General features: G+C 42.9%; 21 protein-coding genes. 17 read left to right on the plus strand and 4 right to left on the minus strand.

Annotation, left to right across the window (positions count from 1 at the left end; genetic code table 11):
- Nucleotides 1-30 precede the first annotated feature (30 nt).
- From E0D95_RS12125 to adhP, 11 genes are all read left to right on the plus strand, one after another.
- Complete coding sequence (locus E0D95_RS12125) at nt 31-429, plus strand: ATP synthase subunit I (protein ID WP_130804045.1); 399 nt, start codon at nt 31-33, stop codon at nt 427-429.
- A 100-nt stretch (nt 430-529) separates the two neighbouring features.
- Nucleotides 530-1405 (plus strand): F0F1 ATP synthase subunit A, encoded by an 876-nt coding sequence (atpB, locus tag E0D95_RS12130; RefSeq protein ID WP_130804046.1) that lies wholly within the window; start codon nt 530-532, stop codon nt 1403-1405.
- An 84-nt stretch (nt 1406-1489) separates the two neighbouring features.
- On the plus strand, nt 1490-1735 hold the full coding sequence (gene atpE / locus E0D95_RS12135; protein WP_000424060.1) for a F0F1 ATP synthase subunit C: 246 nt from the start codon (nt 1490-1492) through the stop codon (nt 1733-1735).
- Nucleotides 1736-1773: 38 nt separating this feature from the next.
- Nucleotides 1774-2244, plus strand: a complete 471-nt coding sequence (locus E0D95_RS12140) for a F0F1 ATP synthase subunit B (RefSeq protein WP_130804047.1) — start codon at nt 1774-1776, stop codon at nt 2242-2244.
- A gap of 11 nt (nt 2245-2255) precedes the next feature.
- On the plus strand, nt 2256-2792 hold the full coding sequence (locus E0D95_RS12145; protein WP_130804048.1) for a F0F1 ATP synthase subunit delta: 537 nt from the start codon (nt 2256-2258) through the stop codon (nt 2790-2792).
- Between the two features lie 42 nt (nt 2793-2834).
- Nucleotides 2835-4379 carry a F0F1 ATP synthase subunit alpha gene (gene atpA / locus E0D95_RS12150; protein WP_130804049.1) on the plus strand — a complete coding sequence of 515 codons (1545 nt, stop codon included), beginning with the start codon at nt 2835-2837 and terminating at the stop codon, nt 4377-4379.
- Nucleotides 4380-4455: 76 nt separating this feature from the next.
- A complete protein-coding gene (atpG, locus tag E0D95_RS12155) occupies nt 4456-5325 on the plus strand; it encodes a F0F1 ATP synthase subunit gamma (RefSeq protein ID WP_004985623.1) in 870 nt (289 codons plus the stop codon).
- A gap of 29 nt (nt 5326-5354) precedes the next feature.
- Complete coding sequence (gene atpD / locus E0D95_RS12160) at nt 5355-6749, plus strand: F0F1 ATP synthase subunit beta (protein WP_130804050.1); 1395 nt, start codon at nt 5355-5357, stop codon at nt 6747-6749.
- A gap of 27 nt (nt 6750-6776) precedes the next feature.
- Entirely contained in the window at nt 6777-7196 is a 420-nt protein-coding gene (locus tag E0D95_RS12165; RefSeq protein ID WP_130804051.1) for a F0F1 ATP synthase subunit epsilon, read from the plus strand.
- A gap of 83 nt (nt 7197-7279) precedes the next feature.
- Nucleotides 7280-7579, plus strand: a complete 300-nt coding sequence (locus E0D95_RS12170) for a hypothetical protein (RefSeq protein WP_130804052.1) — start codon at nt 7280-7282, stop codon at nt 7577-7579.
- A gap of 231 nt (nt 7580-7810) precedes the next feature.
- Nucleotides 7811-8842, plus strand: coding sequence for an alcohol dehydrogenase AdhP (gene adhP, locus E0D95_RS12175; RefSeq protein ID WP_130804053.1), 1032 nt, complete (start codon nt 7811-7813; stop codon nt 8840-8842).
- Nucleotides 8843-8885: 43 nt separating this feature from the next.
- Here the strand turns inward: adhP and E0D95_RS12180 are convergent, their stop codons facing one another.
- From E0D95_RS12180 to E0D95_RS12195, 4 genes are all read right to left on the minus strand, one after another.
- Nucleotides 8886-9512, minus strand: coding sequence for a hypothetical protein (locus E0D95_RS12180; RefSeq protein WP_130804054.1), 627 nt, complete (start codon nt 9510-9512; stop codon nt 8886-8888).
- A 137-nt stretch (nt 9513-9649) separates the two neighbouring features.
- Nucleotides 9650-10195: a glutathione peroxidase gene (locus E0D95_RS12185; RefSeq protein ID WP_130804055.1), complete on the minus strand. Its 546-nt coding sequence runs from the start codon at nt 10193-10195 to the stop codon at nt 9650-9652.
- Nucleotides 10196-10319: 124 nt separating this feature from the next.
- Complete coding sequence (locus E0D95_RS12190) at nt 10320-11090, minus strand: AraC family transcriptional regulator (protein WP_130804056.1); 771 nt, start codon at nt 11088-11090, stop codon at nt 10320-10322.
- A complete protein-coding gene (locus tag E0D95_RS12195) occupies nt 11087-12301 on the minus strand; it encodes an MFS transporter (protein ID WP_130804057.1) in 1215 nt (404 codons plus the stop codon). Before E0D95_RS12195 ends, E0D95_RS12190 begins: the two co-directional genes overlap by 4 nt.
- A gap of 138 nt (nt 12302-12439) precedes the next feature.
- On the opposite strand from E0D95_RS12195, the gene E0D95_RS12200 reads away from it, so the two are divergent.
- The 6 genes from E0D95_RS12200 to E0D95_RS12225 all read left to right on the plus strand — a co-directional run bounded on the left by E0D95_RS12200 (nt 12440) and on the right by E0D95_RS12225 (nt 17874).
- Nucleotides 12440-13108 carry a TetR/AcrR family transcriptional regulator gene (locus E0D95_RS12200; RefSeq protein WP_130804058.1) on the plus strand — a complete coding sequence of 223 codons (669 nt, stop codon included), beginning with the start codon at nt 12440-12442 and terminating at the stop codon, nt 13106-13108.
- A gap of 88 nt (nt 13109-13196) precedes the next feature.
- Nucleotides 13197-14111 carry a DMT family transporter gene (locus E0D95_RS12205; protein ID WP_130804059.1) on the plus strand — a complete coding sequence of 305 codons (915 nt, stop codon included), beginning with the start codon at nt 13197-13199 and terminating at the stop codon, nt 14109-14111.
- A 365-nt stretch (nt 14112-14476) separates the two neighbouring features.
- A complete protein-coding gene (locus tag E0D95_RS12210; protein ID WP_130804060.1) occupies nt 14477-15655 on the plus strand; it encodes a BMP family ABC transporter substrate-binding protein in 1179 nt (392 codons plus the stop codon).
- Nucleotides 15656-15699: 44 nt separating this feature from the next.
- Nucleotides 15700-16359 (plus strand): Rieske 2Fe-2S domain-containing protein, encoded by a 660-nt coding sequence (locus tag E0D95_RS12215; protein WP_130804061.1) that lies wholly within the window; start codon nt 15700-15702, stop codon nt 16357-16359.
- Complete coding sequence (locus E0D95_RS12220; RefSeq protein WP_130804062.1) at nt 16352-17260, plus strand: aromatic ring-hydroxylating dioxygenase subunit alpha; 909 nt, start codon at nt 16352-16354, stop codon at nt 17258-17260. Before E0D95_RS12215 ends, E0D95_RS12220 begins: the two co-directional genes overlap by 8 nt.
- The gene (locus E0D95_RS12225; protein ID WP_130804063.1) at nt 17257-17874 is read left to right on the plus strand and encodes a glutathione S-transferase family protein; all 618 of its coding nucleotides are present in this window, start codon (nt 17257-17259) and stop codon (nt 17872-17874) included. Before E0D95_RS12220 ends, E0D95_RS12225 begins: the two co-directional genes overlap by 4 nt.
- Nucleotides 17875-17919: the final 45 nt, after the last annotated feature.

Raw genomic sequence — 17919 nt, forward strand, 5'->3', positions numbered from 1 at the left:
TCAAGCATTCATGCTGTAAGTGGATAAACAATGAGCCGAACTAGTCGCTTGATTGACCGACGATTAGCGAAAGCTTTGGTCTTCTTACAAGCATTAATGATCCCTATTTCTGCGATTATCGCGTGGCTTATACAAGATCGTATTGCTGCGATAAGTGCTGCTTTAGGGGCCTTGGTCTGCTGGCTTGCCAATCTATATTTTAGCTGGCAGTCATTTCGAACCGCAGGGGCTAGAGCATCGAGACAGGTTCTATCGAACATGTATCGGGGCATGCTAGGGAAGTTCGGAATTGTGATCGTAGGATTTATTTTGATTTTAAGCAATGTTAAACCGCTGTCTCCAGCGGCATTGTTTTGTGGCTTTATACTCGTTCAGACCATGTCGTGGGTCGCTCCTTTTTGGGTTTCACGTCTACAAAAACGAGTTTAAGTTCATCCAAAATTGAAGATTTTTGAGGTGAACGAGATATCAGGCAGCGCGCGATATTCGTTTTCCTTATTTAGTAATTGACATTGACCAGGTGTGATTTATGGCTGCTGAAGAACATGCCCTTACTTCGACCGAGTATATCAAGCATCACTTGACCAATATGACCTATGGCAAAATGCCAGATGGGACATGGAAGTTAGCTGAGACTGCTGAAGAAGCTCAACAGATGGGGTTTTCTGCTATTCACTTGGATTCAATGGGTTGGTCTATCGGACTAGGTGTCATTTTTTGTTTGATTTTTTGGTGTGCTGCGAGAGCTGCGAAAGCAGATGTGCCATCAAAATTTCAATCAGCAATCGAAATGATTATCGAGTTTGTTGATTCCAGCGTCCGCGATACCTTTCATGGTAAATCACGTCTTATTGCACCATTGGCATTAACCATTTTCGTGTGGATTTTCCTCATGAACGCAATGGATTTAATTCCTGTTGACTGGATTCCGTATCTAGCGCAACAAGTCGGTGCGCATGTGTTTGGCATGGACCCTCATCATGTTTATTTCAAAGTCGTTCCTTCTACAGATCCGAACATTACTTTGGGTATGTCGTTGTCTGTATTCGTATTGATTTTGTTCTATAGCATTCGTGAGAAAGGCATTGGCGGTTTCGTTGGTGAATTGGCGCTTAACCCATTTAACCCAAGTAACCCAATTGCAAAAGCGTTGCTGATTCCAGTGAACTTGATTCTGGAATTGGTGACTTTCCTTGCACGACCAATTTCATTGGCTCTACGACTATTTGGTAACATGTATGCGGGTGAGTTAATCTTCATCCTGATCGCGTTACTTCCGTTCTGGATTCAATGGGCATTGTCAGTGCCTTGGGCGATCTTCCACATTCTTGTAATCACCTTGCAAGCATTTATCTTTATGATGCTGACCATCGTGTACTTGAGCATGGCAAGCGAAAAACATTAATGGTATTTGCCTAACTGTTAGGTTAACAGTTAGGTTTAATTTTTAGTTTAATTTGGTAATAACCTAACCTCTGAGGAATTTTTCATGGAACTCACTTTAGGTCTAGTTGCAATTGCATCTGCTATCTTGATCGCTTTTGGTGCTTTAGGTACTGCGATTGGTTTTGGTCTTTTGGGTGGTCGCTTTTTAGAAGCTGTTGCTCGTCAACCTGAACTTGCTCCGCAACTTCAAACTCGTATGTTCTTAATCGCAGGTCTTCTTGATGCTGTGCCTATGATCGGTGTTGGTATTGGCTTGTTCTTCATCTTCGCTAATCCGTTTGTAGGTTAATCAGCTTAATTCCTAAATCCACATATTGAGGAATTGCAATGAATATTAACCTCACATTGATTGGCCAAGCGATTGCATTTGCGATTTTTGTTGCATTCTGCATGAAGTTTGTTTGGCCACCACTAATCAATGCGATTAGTGAGCGTCAGCGTAAAATCGCTGATGGCTTAAATGCTGCTGAAAAAGCGAAAGCGGATCTTGCTGATGCACAATCACAAGTGAAAGCTGAACTTGATGCAGCAAAAGCACAAGCGGCTCAATTGATCGAACAAGCGAACCGCCGCGGTGCACAATTGGTCGAAGAAGCACGTACCCAAGCTGCGGCTGAAGGTGAACGTATTCGTCAACAGGCAAAAGAAGCAGTTGACCAAGACATCAATTCTGCTCGCGAAGAATTACGTCAACAAGTGGCTGCCTTGGCAGTTGATGGCGCAGAGAAAATTCTGAACCAACAAGTTGACGCAGAAGCTCATAATGCCATGCTGACTCAGCTGGCTGCTAAACTTTAAGCGAGGGAAGTATGGCTGAACTCTTGACGTTAGCACGCCCGTACGCCAAAGCAGCATTTGCTTACGCTTCTGAGCAAGGTGCAACTGACAATTGGTCGAATGCGTTACAAGTGCTCAGTGCTGCGGTGCAAGATGAAGCATTTTCCGCTTATTTAAATCGCCCTGAGCTTACTCCTGTGGAGCAAGTTGGACTTTTTACCAAAGTTTTAGGTGAACAACAGTCTCAGGCATTGTCAAACTTTTTGACATTGCTTGCTGAAAATGATCGTTTGATCCTGTTGCCTGAGATTGCGGTAGAGTACGAACAGCTTAAATCACAGAATAGCAACACAGTAGATGTCGTGATTGAATCGGCATTTCCATTAACTTCGGTACAAGAGCAACTATTAACGCAAGCTTTAGAAAAGCGTCTTAATAGTTCTGTGGTTGTGTCAGTCGAAGTGAATCCTGCATTAATTGCAGGTGTGGTTATTCGTGCAGGCGATCAAGTGATAGATGACTCTGCGCTTAACAAGCTTGAAAAAATGCGGACTCGTCTTCTTGCCTAATAGCAAAAAGACTGAACTTAAAAAAGATTGAGGAATAGCGCAATGCAACAACTGAATCCATCCGAGATCAGTGCGCTCATTAAACAGCGTATCGGCGATCTGGACACCAGCGCGACCGCTAAGAACGAAGGTACCATTGTCATGGTATCTGACGGTATCGTGCGCATTCACGGACTTGCTGATGCAATGTACGGTGAAATGATCGAATTCGACGGCGGCTTATTTGGTATGGCACTGAACCTAGAACAGGATTCAGTGGGTGCCGTTGTTTTAGGTAACTACCTAAGCCTTCAAGAAGGTCAAAAAGCTCGTTGTACAGGTCGTGTATTAGAAGTACCAGTGGGTCCTGAACTGCTTGGCCGTGTGGTCGATGCTTTGGGTAATCCAATTGATGGTAAAGGCCCTATTGATGCAAAATTAACTGATGCTGTTGAAAAAGTAGCACCAGGTGTAATTTGGCGTCAATCGGTCGACGAACCTGTTCAAACTGGTTATAAATCAGTTGATACCATGATCCCTGTAGGTCGTGGCCAGCGTGAGTTGATCATTGGTGACCGTCAGACTGGTAAAACAGCAATGGCGATCGATGCGATCATCGCTCAGAAAAATTCTGGCATTAAATGTGTATACGTTGCCATTGGTCAAAAACAATCGACCATCGCAAACGTAGTACGCAAGCTAGAAGAAACGGGTGCGATGGCGTATACCACTGTTGTCGCTGCTGCTGCTGCTGATCCTGCTGCAATGCAGTACTTGGCTCCGTATTCTGGCTGTACCATGGGTGAATACTTCCGTGACCGCGGTGAAGATGCACTGATCATTTATGATGATTTGTCTAAGCAAGCGGTTGCTTACCGTCAAATTTCATTGCTTCTTCGTCGTCCACCAGGTCGTGAAGCGTATCCAGGTGACGTATTCTATCTTCACTCACGTCTTCTTGAACGTGCTTCGCGCGTTTCTGCTGACTATGTTGAGAAATTCACGAACGGTGCAGTAACTGGTCAAACTGGTTCTTTAACTGCGTTACCGATTATTGAAACTCAAGCGGGTGACGTATCTGCATTCGTACCAACCAACGTAATTTCGATTACAGACGGTCAGATCTTCCTTGAGACATCACTATTCAATGCAGGTATTCGTCCTGCTGTGAACGCAGGTATTTCGGTATCGCGTGTTGGTGGTTCAGCTCAAACCAAGATCATCAAAAAATTGTCTGGTGGTATCCGTACCGCTCTAGCGCAATACCGTGAATTGGCTGCGTTTGCTCAGTTTGCTTCTGACCTTGATGAAGCAACTCGTAAACAACTTGAGCATGGTCAACGTGTGACTGAGTTAATGAAGCAAAAACAATATGCTCCATACTCAATTGCTGACCAAGCTGTTTCTGTTTACGCGTCTAACGAAGGCTATATGGCTGACGTTGAAGTGAAGAAAATCGTAGACTTTGATGCTGCATTAATCGCGTACTTCCGTTCAGAACACGCTGCATTGATGCAAAAAATTGATGACACTGGTGATTACAACAAAGACATCGAAGCTGAAATCAAAGCCGGTATCGAGAACTTCAAAGCGACTCAAACTTACTAATTTTTTAGCTTAAGTTTGGTTCACGGAATCAACCCTTCGAAGGCTGTCAAAAGCCTTCGACGACTAGGTTAAGCGTATGGCAAATTTAAAAGAAATTCGCGCCAAAGTAGCGAGCATCAAATCGACGCAGAAAATTACGCGTGCGATGCAGATGGTTGCTGCTTCAAAAATGCGTCGTGCGCAAGAGCGCATGGCTCAGGGCCGTCCGTATGCCGAAAATATGCACCGTGTAATTGCTCATTTGGTACAAGCGAATCCTGAATACAAACATCGTTATATGGTTGAACGCCCAGTAAAACGCGTTGGCTATATTATCGTGTCTTCAGATCGTGGCTTGGCTGGTGGTTTGAACATTAACCTGTTCAAAAAAGTGGTCAAACACGTTCAGCAGCAACAAGAGCAGTCAATTGAAGTTCAATTTGCTTTGATTGGTCAAAAAGCGGTTTCGTTTTTTAAAAACTACGGCGGTAAAGTACTTGGTGCGACCACCAATATTGGTGATACTCCAAGTCTGGAACAGTTAACTGGCTCAGTACAGGTGATGTTGGATGCGTTTGATAAAGGCGAGTTAGATCGTATTTATCTGGTATCAAACGGCTTTGTCAATGCCATGACTCAAAACCAGAAAGTAGAACAACTGGTTCCTTTGGCTGCGGCTGAAGAAAGCGAAAGTCTAAACCGTACTTATGGTTGGGACTATATCTATGAACCTGAAGCAGAAGAATTGCTCAATGGTTTATTGGTTCGCTATATCGAGTCAATGGTATATCAGGGCGTGATTGAAAATATCGCGTGTGAACAATCTGCACGTATGGTTGCAATGAAAGCTGCAACTGACAATGCGGGCGAATTGATCAAAAGCCTACAACTTATTTATAACAAGCTGCGTCAAGCCGCGATTACTCAGGAGATTTCTGAGATCGTTGGTGGTGCCGCTGCCGTTTAACATTATTAGTTTGAATTGAGGAGACAGCAATGAGTAGCGGTCGTATCATTCAGATCATCGGCGCGGTTATCGACGTCGAGTTTGAACGCAACAGCGTTCCTAAGATCTATGACGCTCTCCAAGTTGACGGAACTGAAACCACTTTGGAAGTTCAGCAACAACTTGGTGATGGTGTTGTTCGTACAATTGCGATGGGATCAACTGAAGGTCTTAAACGTGGTTTGAACGTAACAAATACCAATGCACCAATCTCTGTACCAGTAGGTCCTGCGACTTTGGGTCGTATCATGGACGTACTTGGTCGCCCGATTGATGAAGCAGGTCCTGTAGCGACTGAAGCGCGTTTACCGATTCACCGTCAAGCGCCTTCTTATGCTGAACAAGCAGCATCTACTGATCTTTTGGAAACAGGTATTAAAGTCATCGACTTACTTTGCCCGTTTGCTAAAGGTGGTAAAGTCGGTCTGTTCGGTGGTGCAGGTGTTGGTAAAACCGTAAACATGATGGAATTGATCAACAACATCGCGAAAGCTCACTCAGGTTTATCTGTGTTTGCTGGTGTTGGTGAGCGTACTCGTGAAGGTAACGACTTCTATCACGAAATGAAAGATTCTAACGTTCTTGACAAAGTAGCGATGGTCTATGGCCAGATGAACGAGCCACCTGGTAACCGTTTACGCGTTGCGTTGACTGGTTTGACCATGGCGGAATATTTCCGTGATGAAAAAGACGAAAATGGTAAAGGTCGTGACGTTCTTTTGTTCGTTGACAACATCTACCGTTATACACTTGCGGGTACTGAAGTATCAGCATTGTTAGGTCGTATGCCATCTGCGGTAGGTTATCAGCCGACACTTGCAGAAGAAATGGGTGTTCTTCAAGAACGTATTACATCAACTAAATCTGGTTCGATCACATCGATTCAGGCGGTTTATGTACCTGCGGATGACTTGACGGATCCATCGCCTGCAACGACGTTTGCTCACTTGGACGCAACTGTTGTATTGAGCCGTGATATTGCATCTTCTGGTATTTATCCAGCGATCGATCCACTGGATTCAACTTCACGTCAGTTAGATCCATTGGTTGTGGGTGCTGAGCATTATGAAATTGCACGTTCTGTACAGAACGTATTGCAACGTTATAAAGAGCTTAAAGACATCATCGCGATCTTGGGTATGGACGAGTTAGCAGAAGAAGATAAATTGGTGGTTTACCGTGCGCGTAAAATCCAGCGTTTCTTCTCTCAACCGTTCCACGTCGCTGAAGTATTTACGGGTGCGCCTGGTAAATTAGTACCGCTTAAAGAAACGATTCGTGGCTTTAAAGGTCTATTGGCTGGTGAATACGATCACATCCCAGAACAAGCGTTCTATATGGTGGGTGGTATTGACGAAGTGATTGCTAAAGCAGAGAAACTTTAATTAGCAACCCTAATTTAGGAGATTCTCATGGCGACGATGCAATGTGACGTAGTCAGCGTAAAAGAGTCAATTTACTCTGGTACAGTGACCATGTTAATCGCAAAAGGTGCAGGTGGTGAGCTCGGTATTTTACCTGGACACGCGCCGCTTGTAACTTTGCTCCAACCGGGCCCGATTCGTGTTCAGTTGGAAAATGGTACAGAAGAAATTGTCTATGTATCAGGTGGTGTGCTAGAAGTTCAACCGCATGTGGTCACGATTCTTGCAGATACTGCAATTCGTGCTGACAACTTGGATGAAGCCGCAATTTTAGAAGCCCGTAAACAGGCTGAACAATTGCTGGCTAATCAAAAGAGCGATTTGGACGCTGCGGCTGCGCTTGCTTCTCTTTCTGAGATTGCAGGTCAGCTCGAAACCATCCGCAAAATTAAAAACCGTGCAATGTAAATTGTCTGTTTTTGAAAAGCCACCGAAAGGTGGCTTTTTTTATGCTATAAGCTTTTAAAGGACGAAGAGATCATTAGATTAAGATGGAATTAATTGAAGTTGAACCCCATTTTTGGGAACTGTATCAGCAGGGTGAACAGCTATTTCTTAGTATTGCGATTGATCTCAGTTCGGTTGTGTCTTGTTGGGATATTGTTTTGACGATTGAAGAACGCCGAAATTATCAGCTTTATGGACGAAGTTCGATTGATACATTGGCTCAGCAGTTGGTTCAACAAGTCTACCGAGCAGATTATTCTCAACTTGAACAAAGACCTGTCTCTGCAAAGCAGCAACAAGAGATGCAAAATGCATTTAAAGTGTGGCGACTTCAACATCAATAGATTTCTTTTCTGTCTTGGCTAGCAAAAAAGCGGCTAAACCATGATGAAAAAACGAATCCCATCCAATATTAAAAATTTCCAAAAGATTGTTATACAAACGTAACCCTATACAAGAATCTGAGTAATAACCTACCAAACTCCAACCTTAAACATTTTATTGTGATTCATAGTTGAGAATAGTTCTTATAAACCAGAACCATTCTTAAGATGACATAAGACGGAGATAATAAAATGGGAAGCACAATGAAAGCTGCGGTGGTCACCGAATTTAACCAACCACTACAGATTAAGGATGTCGAAATTCCAAAAGTCAGTGCGGGTAAAGTACTGGTCAAGATGATTGCAACAGGTGTCTGTCATACCGATTTACATGCCATGCATGGGGATTGGCCGATTAAACCGAGTCTGCCTTTTATTCCAGGACACGAAGGTGTGGGTGAGGTGGTTGAGATTGGTACTGGGATCACGCATCTCAAAGTTGGCGATAAAGTCGGTATTCCGTGGTTATATTCGGCTTGTGGTCATTGCGATCATTGTTATGCAGGTTGGGAAACCCTATGTAAGGAACAACAAAATTCGGGATATTCGGTGAATGGAAGCTTTGCTGAATATTGCCTAGCCGATGGTGAATATGTCGGTGTGATCCCTGATGGTGTGGATTTGCTCGAAATTGCGCCCATCTTGTGTGCAGGTGTCACGGTTTATAAAGGCCTGAAAATGACTGAAGCCAAAACAGGCGATTGGGTGGCGATTTCAGGAATTGGAGGCTTAGGACATGTCGCGGTGCAATATGCCAAGACCATGGGCTTTAATGTTGTGGCGATTGATGTCGATGATGGCAAACTGGCACTGGCAAAAGAGCTGGGTGCCGATGTAGGCATTAATGCGTTAAAAGTGAATGTCAAAGATGAAGTGACCAAAGCCACAGGCGAGGGCTGTCATGGTGTATTAGTGACCGCAGTATCGCCCAAAGCTTTTGAGCAGGCCGTTTCGATTGTACGTCGTGGTGGCACGATGGTACTGAATGGCTTACCGCCGGGTAAGTTTGATCTTTCTATTTTTGACATGGTTTTGGATGGGATCACGGTGCGTGGTTCGATTGTGGGGACACGACTGGATTTAAAAGAGGCACTCGAGATTGCCGCGCGTGGCAAAGTCAAAGCCCATATTAGTGTTGAGCCGCTTGAAAATATCAACGATATTTTTGAGCGAATGGAACAGGGTAAAATTGACGGACGTATTGTGATTGATTTTAAACAATAAAAATCTGAGAATTTGATTGTCATCCCAATGAAACCTGTTCGATTTAAGAGCCGATTTCATGGTCTGATTGTTCCATTGGTGAGCTTTGTGACGATTCGGTCTTTGTCGAATCAGTTTGAGGAATCAACATGCCAGCAAGTTTTAGCATTTCAAATTGAATATTATTCATTTGCTGTTCAATTTGCTTAAAGTTGACCTGATTCCAATCGACTTGCCCATTTAAAAACGGACTTTTCAATACCTGTTGATTACTTGCGAGTAATTTTTGTCGTATATCTTCAATTTCCTGACTTTTTAAATTCAAGCCATTTAAAGCTTGATTGAAACCTTTGAGCTGCTGTTGTAAGGTCGTCGCGGTTTGTTGTAGTTGGCTGCTGTCTTTTTCCTGAATAGCTTGTTGAAGTTCAGTTTGTGATTGTTTGAGTTGCTCAACGTAATCCCCTGCACGTAATTGTAGATCAGCAATATCGCGTGCAATATAAAAGAAGTTTCCACTTCTCAATGCTGAAGATTGAGCGTTTGATGTATTTTGATCGTTGGCAAGAGTAGTATCGTCAACATGAGTACGAGCATCAGACGAAGTCGTTTGCTGAGTATTTGAACTGGATTGATTGTCACAGCCGACTAATATAAAGAGCGTGCAGGCAAAAGCAAAAGACAGTCTTAACATGGGATAACCTAAAAATAGGATAAATAACTTAAACCTAATCATAAGTCAGAAAAAACATCGAAATACAAAAAGCTGCAAAAAGTGTCGTTGTTGTTATGAAAAGCACAAGGTCATGAAGACCTTGCGCAGATTTGCTCTTACTTTGCGAGTTCAGCATGAATAGCATCAACTAACCGTGGATCATCCGCGGTAATATCTGGTGCAAAACGTGCGACCACTTCACCATTTTTATTGATCAAAAATTTCTCAAAATTCCACAAGACTTCTGGCTTTGGATTTGGGGTTAAACCGTATTCAACTAAATCTTGCCACCATGGTCCTTCACCAATCCGTTCTGGCTGTGCCTCGATCAAAGTTTGATACAACGGATGTTTGTCTGCCCCTGCAACCGAAATTTTAGAAAAAAGTGGAAAATCGACTTTGTAAGTGAGCGAGCAAAATTCCTGAATCTCTTGATCTGATCCAGGTTCCTGTTCTAAAAAGTTATTGGCTGGAAAACCGAGAATCTCCAAACCGTGTGACTGTTGCGCCTGATACAGTTTTTCCAGTCCCTCATACTGCGGTGTAAGACCACATTTGGATGCGACATTCACGATCAATAACACTTTGCCTTGATACTGATTAAGCGTTGCTTCTTCCCCTGAAATGGTTTTGACAGGAATGTCATAGACTGAATTGCTCATAAAAATCCTTCAATTAAAATAAAAAAAAGTGATACTTTGTTTTAAGCAAAGTTATCCAGAAAGGCAAGTGTTTCACTCAGGATTTTCTGTGCATAAAAGTGAAGATATCTACAACCCATGCCATTTATTTCATTTGCGACGGTGTTTGACCCGTATAGCGTTTAAAAAATTCAATAAAACTGGAACTGTGCTGATACCCCAAATCCAGTGCAATCCGTTTAATGGCAACGCCTTGTTGAATTTGACCAATCGCATAGACAATTTTGGCGCGATTGCGCCATTCTGATAAGGATAAATGTAGTTCTTGCAGACTGAGCCGTGATGCATGCCGCTCACTAATCTGAAAACTTTGCAAAATCTGCTGTAAGCTTTGATGAAATGACTGACGCTGACCTAGCTTTTCTAAGATTGGCACCAAGATAGGGTGAGTGGTCTGTGGTAAATAATGATCATAGCAATTTGCAGCCAGCATTTGATCGAAAAGCACCTGTAATAAATGCTGATATTCTATCGAATCTGGGGGGAAGGGGTTTTGCAATAACTCTTTCACCAAAACATGAAAAAAAGGACGAATTTCCAAAGTCTTGGGATGAGCATTAAATTGTGAACATAACGCGGGATGTACCCGAATACAAATGAAGTGAGTCGGTTGATCGACCGCGATACAAAAATGACTGGTGTGCGGCGGTAACCATAAACCATAATTCGGCGGTGCTAAAAAACTACGCTCGCCTACCTGAATCTCCAGCACACCATTTAAACTAAAATTAAAATCCCCCCACAACGAAGAATGCGGACAAACACTGTCATGCGGATGGAAAAAAAATTCATGAATTTCCATGTATTGTGCCAGAGGCTGTGTCGTACTTGCTGTGGAGTGGATGATGTCATTCATGCTTCATGATCACAGGTGATTTTCGGATTATTTAAACCTTTCGCTAAGGTGAAAATGGACAGGAGTGCCAAAAGAATAAAACTCAGTACTCCATAAATTAGAATATTTTCATTGAAATGATCAACCACAAATCCACCTAAAAGTGATCCACTGGCAATCATGACCTGAAATAATCCTACAAATAAAGGCATGCCTTTTTCAACAGCCTGTGGTGCATGGACAAACATCCAGATATTGGCTGAGGTTGGGAATGCTCCAAACGCAAAGCCCCACAAGGCGGTTAAAATAAATGCCCCAGTTTCATGAGTCGCAAAGACAGGAAATCCAAAGAATACAATGGCAAAGCACACGCCAACAAATGCCAGTGTATAGCGAATATTTAAATTACCACTATAACCTGCAAAGGCATTGCCAAACACACCTGCAATCCCATAAAGCAATAACAACATACCAATGGTAGTCCCATCAAAACCTGCAATATGTTTAAAGAACGGCGCGAGGTAACTGTAGGCACAAAAATGTGCAAGTCCAATAAGTAGAACGATTAACATCCCACTGCGCGCTTTGGGAATACGTAATAATGCAGGTAGGTCACGTAAATGAATAGCAGCATCAGGGCGTAACTGCGGTAAGCATACCAATTGAAGCAGCAATACGACAAAGCCAATGACGGCAGTAATACCAAAGGCGCTGCGCCAACCATAAAACTCACTTAACCACGTGCCAATTGGAACCCCCAACACAGTGGCCAATGTCACACCCGCCATCACCACCGCAGTTGCTTTGGCGATTGGTAAACTAGGAGGTGCAAGTTTTCCACTCAAGGCAATCGCAGTCGCCCAGAAGCCACCAATCGAAATTCCAAGAATGAGTCGACTCAGCAGTAATACACCGAAACTATCCGCAATGGGGGTGATGCTGTTGGCAATCACCATAATTAAGGTCAGAAAGATCAGTACATAACGTCGATCTAATTGCTTCATTGCGACAGGAAGTAATGGAGCAGCAACAGCCGCCATAATACCGGGCACGGTAATAATCAAACCAGCAGTTCCTGTCGAAATAGCTAAATCACTGGCTACGCTATTGAGGACACCAATAGGTAAAAATTCGCTGGTGACCAAAGCAAATGCAGCAATCGAAACGGCGAGTATCGCCAGCCAACTACCTTGAGTAGCGGGACTGGCCGAAATGGGTGTTGAGCTATCCATTGAATTTCAACCTTATTGTAGAATAGAGAAAATCACGTTGATTTATTTTGTAGTGATCACTACAAAATAAAATAGTTGATAAAAAACCCAGCGTCAATTAATTTAATAGTGATTGTTATAAAAATAGCTGTGGGCTTTATGACAAAATTGGATAAAACCTTGTGCCTAGATGAGTCGATTGGCGACTTGCCTAAGAAAAAACGTGGTCGACCGAAATGCTTTAATGAAGAGCAGGCCTTACAAAAAGCCATGTTACTGTTTTGGGAGCATGGTTATGAGGCGACTTCGATTAATGATTTAACGCAGGCACTCGAAATTACCGCCCCCAGTTTGTACAGCAGCTTTGGCGATAAAACGACTTTATTCTATAAAAGCATTGACTATTATTTGGCACATGAAGCTTGTCCAATCGAACCGATTTTTATGCAGGCCAGAACCGCAAAAATCGCATTTGAATTATTTTTATATGACAATATCAAGCGTTTAATACAACCCAATAAACCTAAAGGTTGCATGTTGATTACTGCCGCTATGAATGGTTCTGAGCAAACGCAGGATGTACAACATAACTTACTGGAAAAGCGTTTAGCGACCAAAAATAAATTACGTGAACGACTTGAGCAAGGCATCCGTGACGGTGATCTTGCCAACACTACTCCTGTGGCAATCATGACAGACTTTTATTGCACTATCATTCAGGGTCTGAGTATGCAAGCACGTGATGGTGCAGATATGCAGGAACTCAATCAGGTGGTAGAACATGCCATGAAAGCATGGGATTTATTTGATCAATCAGAAATGTCTTAACTGCGATATAAATGTCTGAAATACGATATATCAATTTTTTTCGACAGAGATCAAAATAGATTCATTCTCATTTAGATCGAGATGATTCATGAAAAATGTTGCAAAAGTCCATTGGTGGGCATTTTTGTTGCCTATGCTTGCGGTATTGATCTGGTCATTAAATATTACCGTGACCCGTTATGTTGCAGATTATATTTCTCCAGTCAGTATTAGTTTTTATCGCTGGTTAATTGCATTTATTGTACTCACGCCATGGATATTGCCTCAGGTCTGGAAGCAACGGATGCTGGTGCGTCAGCATCTGTGGCAATTGGCGATCTTAAGTGCCTTTGGCATGGTGTTATATCAGGGCCTGGCTTATAGTGCTGCACATTATACCACTGCAACCAATATGGGCATTATCAACGCCTTTATTCCAGTGTTCACCATTTTTGTTTCGATGTTTATTTTAAAGGACATTCCCAATAAATTTGCGGTCATTGGAAGCATGATCTCTTTCTTTGGTTTGATGTATGTCATGAGTCAGGGGCATCTGAGCAATTTAATCCAAAGTGGTGGACATTTGGGCGATGCCATCATGGTGGTTGCTGTATTTTTCTATGCCTTTTATGGGGTGTTTTTAAAGAAATGGCAGTTACAAATTCCATTACTGATTATTTTATATGTCCAAATTGGGTTTGCGCTCATTTATCATTTGCCATTTATTGCGTGGTTAGGACTGGATGCGATCACGGTCCAAAATGGACCAAGTGTATTTTATGCGGGCATTTTCCCATCATTAATTGCACCATTGGTGTGGATGTTGGCTGTACAGCAAATCGGGCCTAATCGAACCAGTATTTTTATGAATCTGATGCCGGTATTTACGGCCATTATTGCCAGTCTATGGCTGTCTGAACAATGGACCATCTATCATACACTTGGTGGAATCATGATCTTGTTAGGCATCATTCTGGCGCAGAAGAAAACGCCTGCTAAAGCGGCTCAGGCTGTCCAAAGTTAAGCATTATTTTCTAAGAACAGTGTGAACAAGGATGTTCCATACTTGTGCAAAATATCGACATGGCTAAAATCGTATCTATTTTTTTAAGTGTATTGTGGGATCACTTAAAACGGCTCAGCTGATTAAAAATTTTATTAATATACTGATTTTTATTATATTTATCTAAAAATAAGTTTAACTTAAATCAGTGGTCTATTCTTTTTCCTATATAACCTTTATTTAAAAATCATCAAATAAAAATATCACGGTAGATATTGGCGCAAAGGTTGCATTTTAACTGAATGTATTCTGGAAAATAGATGATTGCGATTATGGCAAATTTATTTTCTAACCTTCTTATACCATAACAAAATTGGGGTGGTGCGATGTTTGCTGAAATCAACAACAACCGAGATAAACTCGATAACCAAAGCCAACAGGGCGTTTTTTCAAAATTATTCTCGAAATTTAAAACCACCGCATTTTGTGCTGCGACCAGTGGCTTATTAACCGTCGGAACTTTATCGGTTGGTGCGACGATGGTCACCACAGCACATGCGGCTGATCCTTTAAAAGCCGCATTTGTCTACATTGGCCCGCCGGGAGATCATGGCTGGACTTATGCGCATGATCAATCACGTATTCGTACCGAACAGGATTTAAAAGGTGCAGTTAAAACGACTTTTGTAGCCAATGTTCCTGAAACAGGAGATGCTGAGCGCGTATTTCGTAATTTGGCGCAACAAGGCAATAAAGTTATTTTCGGTACCTCGTTTGGTTATATGAATGCCATGGAAAAAGTATCCCGTACTTATCCAAATACAGTATTTATGCATGCGACAGGCTATAAGTCTGGCAAAAACATGGGCAACTATAATATTCGTACTTATCAGGGTGCATATTTGTTGGGTGTGTTGGCCGGAAGTAAAAGTAAGTCTGGTAAAATTGGTTTTGTAGGGTCTTATCCAATTCCTGAAGTGGTGCGCAATATTAATGCCTTTACCATTGGGGCGCGCAGTGTAAACCCTAAAATTACCACTCAAGTGGTTTGGGTAAGTTCTTGGTTCGATCCGGGTAAAGAACGTGATGCGGCTTTGGCTTTAATTTCACAGGGCTGTGATGTGTTATTACAAAATACCGATTCACCAGCAGTGGTGCAGGCAGCCAAACAAAAAGGCGTGTGGGGGCTCGGCTGGAACTCAGATATGGGTAAATTTGGCGGAGATGCACAGTTGGCTGCGGCAGTGCTGCATTGGGACCCAATTTATGACAAAGTCTTAAAAGATGTTGCTGCGAAAAAATGGAGCAATGCGCCGATTTATTATGGTGTGAAAGAAGGCACAGTGAATATTGAAAACATTGGTAAAGGTGTCTCTGCCGATGCGAAGAAATTGGTACTGGCGCGTCGTGACGCCATCAAAGCAGGCAAGCTGAGTCCGTTTGCTGGACCACTTTATACGCAAGCAGGCAAAGAGTTTGTGAAAGCAGGTAGTGCTTATACCGAAGCACAACTGGATAAAATGAACTTTTATGTACAAGGCGTACAAGGTGTATTACCGAAATAAAACATCGTAATATTGTGGTTGAATGATTTTTGAGGATGATGGACATGATCACTGCTAGTTGGATTCCCTTGGTTCCTTCCGTGCTGATAGAAAATGGCGAAGTTGAACAGTTTTTAGTAGAGGATCACGATGTTGCAGTTTGGCGTTCTAGCCAAGGTCATGTTCAAATCTGGCAAAATCGTTGTCCGCATCGCAGTGTGCGTTTAAGTTTGGGACATGTTCAAGGTGAAAGTCTGGTGTGTGCCTATCATGGCTGGCAATTTGCGGCTGAAGATGGTCATTGTCAGCGAATACCTGCGCAACCCGAGCAACGCGCACCGAAAACGTTGTGTGCGACTGCATATGCGGTGAAAGAAACGGATGGCATGATTTGGTATGGTGGACAGGTTGCGCCTCAACAAACATGGATAATGAACACACAAGCGCAAGTCTATGCAGGTTCGGTCACTGTTTCAGCGACACTGCCTCAAGTTCAGGATTATTTAATGGAGCTTGGACTGAGTGAATTGGGCGAGCAGAGTTCAGGTTTGGTTTGGCGAGGTTATGCCAGCGATGCTGGACTGCGCATTTATCTGACACCGACTCAGTCCAGCGTGGTGACGGTGCATGCCATGCTGGTTCAGCATGAACGTGCTAGCACTCGACATGCTTTACTCAACCAAATGCGCCAGTATCTTGAACAGGAGCAACTCAGTCATGTCTAATTTAAGTTCTCATCCTGTTGCTAGCTGTTTGCACGGGGAATGGATCGTGATTGCGTCTGAACAAGAGTTTGCACAACAGTCACAACTGAGTACACGACTCGATGGGCAAACCTTAACCATTCATCAAGATATCTTAAACGGCGAACATGTGTATCAGGTGAGCTTTGAATCTGCATCCATTCCAAGTGCAGCGTTGAATGTTCAGTCTGCATATGGATTTGTCTGGTTATGCATCGGGGCTGAGAAAAAACCGTTATTTCAGCTCGATGAATATGCTGTCGCAGATGCGCGCCGTGTCCCTTGTGGTGCATATGGTGTACGTACTTCACCGCTACGTGGCATTGAAAATTTTTTAGATATGGCGCATTTCCCTTATGTGCATACCGGTATTTTGGGTGCTGAACCAGAAACCGCAGTGAAACCGTATCAGGTCGAGTTGCGTCAGGATATTGATGAAATTTGGGCAACCGACTGTTTTTTTACACAGCCGCTTGCCGCACCGAGTTCGCCTCAGCCACAGGAAACTGAATATGTTTATCGCGTTGCTTCCCCCTTAAACGCGATTTTATATAAAGTGAATACTGCGGCTGAGGGGATTATTCCCGCCGATGTGGTGTGTTTATTCATTCAGCCCTTGAGTGAAACTCACATTCGTGCGCATTTGCTGATGATTCTGGATGACCAGAGCAGTAGCATGACGGATATGGTGTTATTCCAACAAAAAATATTTACGCAGGATAAGCCTATTTTGGAAAATCATCTGCCTTTAAAACTTCCCTTGGAAAAACTGGAAATACCAACCAAAGCTGATGCATTGGCAACAGCCTATCGAAAATGGCTGATCAGCAAAAACTGGCGTTATGGCGTACATCAAGCGCAAGAAAAAGGGCAGGTCGTATGAGCGCACAATCGTTACAACCAAGTTTAACTTTGGCGGATGATCCTTTATCGACCGATTGTTATAGCGTGCGTTTACTGCTCGCGCTGTTACAACTTGAATATCGCGCAGTCTATGCCGATGTCGAACAGCCTTCTCAAGCTTTTCAATGCCCTGTGCTGTTAGGTGATCCAGCTGTAGTCGGGGTCATGCCAATTCTGCATGACCTTGTACAGCGTACTCAAACAGAATCGAAATGGATTCCAGCAGATGTACAAGCTCAAATGCAACAATGGGATGAGTTTAATCAGCAACTTAAATCAAGCTTGGGGCAATTACGTCAAGCTAATTTAGCGGTAGATCAATTTTTAGATCATGAACAGCAATTGAAGCAGCAGACACAGCAAAGCTTATTATTACTGGATGACCATTTATGCGAGCAAAGCATTCGTGGGCAACAGTTCTTGTTAAGTGAGCAGCATCCTACACTGGCAGATTTAATCGTGTTTCCCCAAGTGGCTCTGGCTTGGGATGCGGGGGTGAGTTTAGTGCCATTTTTGCATATCCGTCGCTGGATCAATCGTTTACGTCATCAACCCCATTTCATTCCGATGCCGGGTTTACTGGCGGCAAGTTAGAGATAATTTAAAAAAATATCATTTAATTTACATACTTGTTCTAAA

This window comes from Acinetobacter ihumii, assembly GCF_900625095.1.
Classification (GTDB): domain Bacteria; phylum Pseudomonadota; class Gammaproteobacteria; order Pseudomonadales; family Moraxellaceae; genus Acinetobacter; species Acinetobacter ihumii.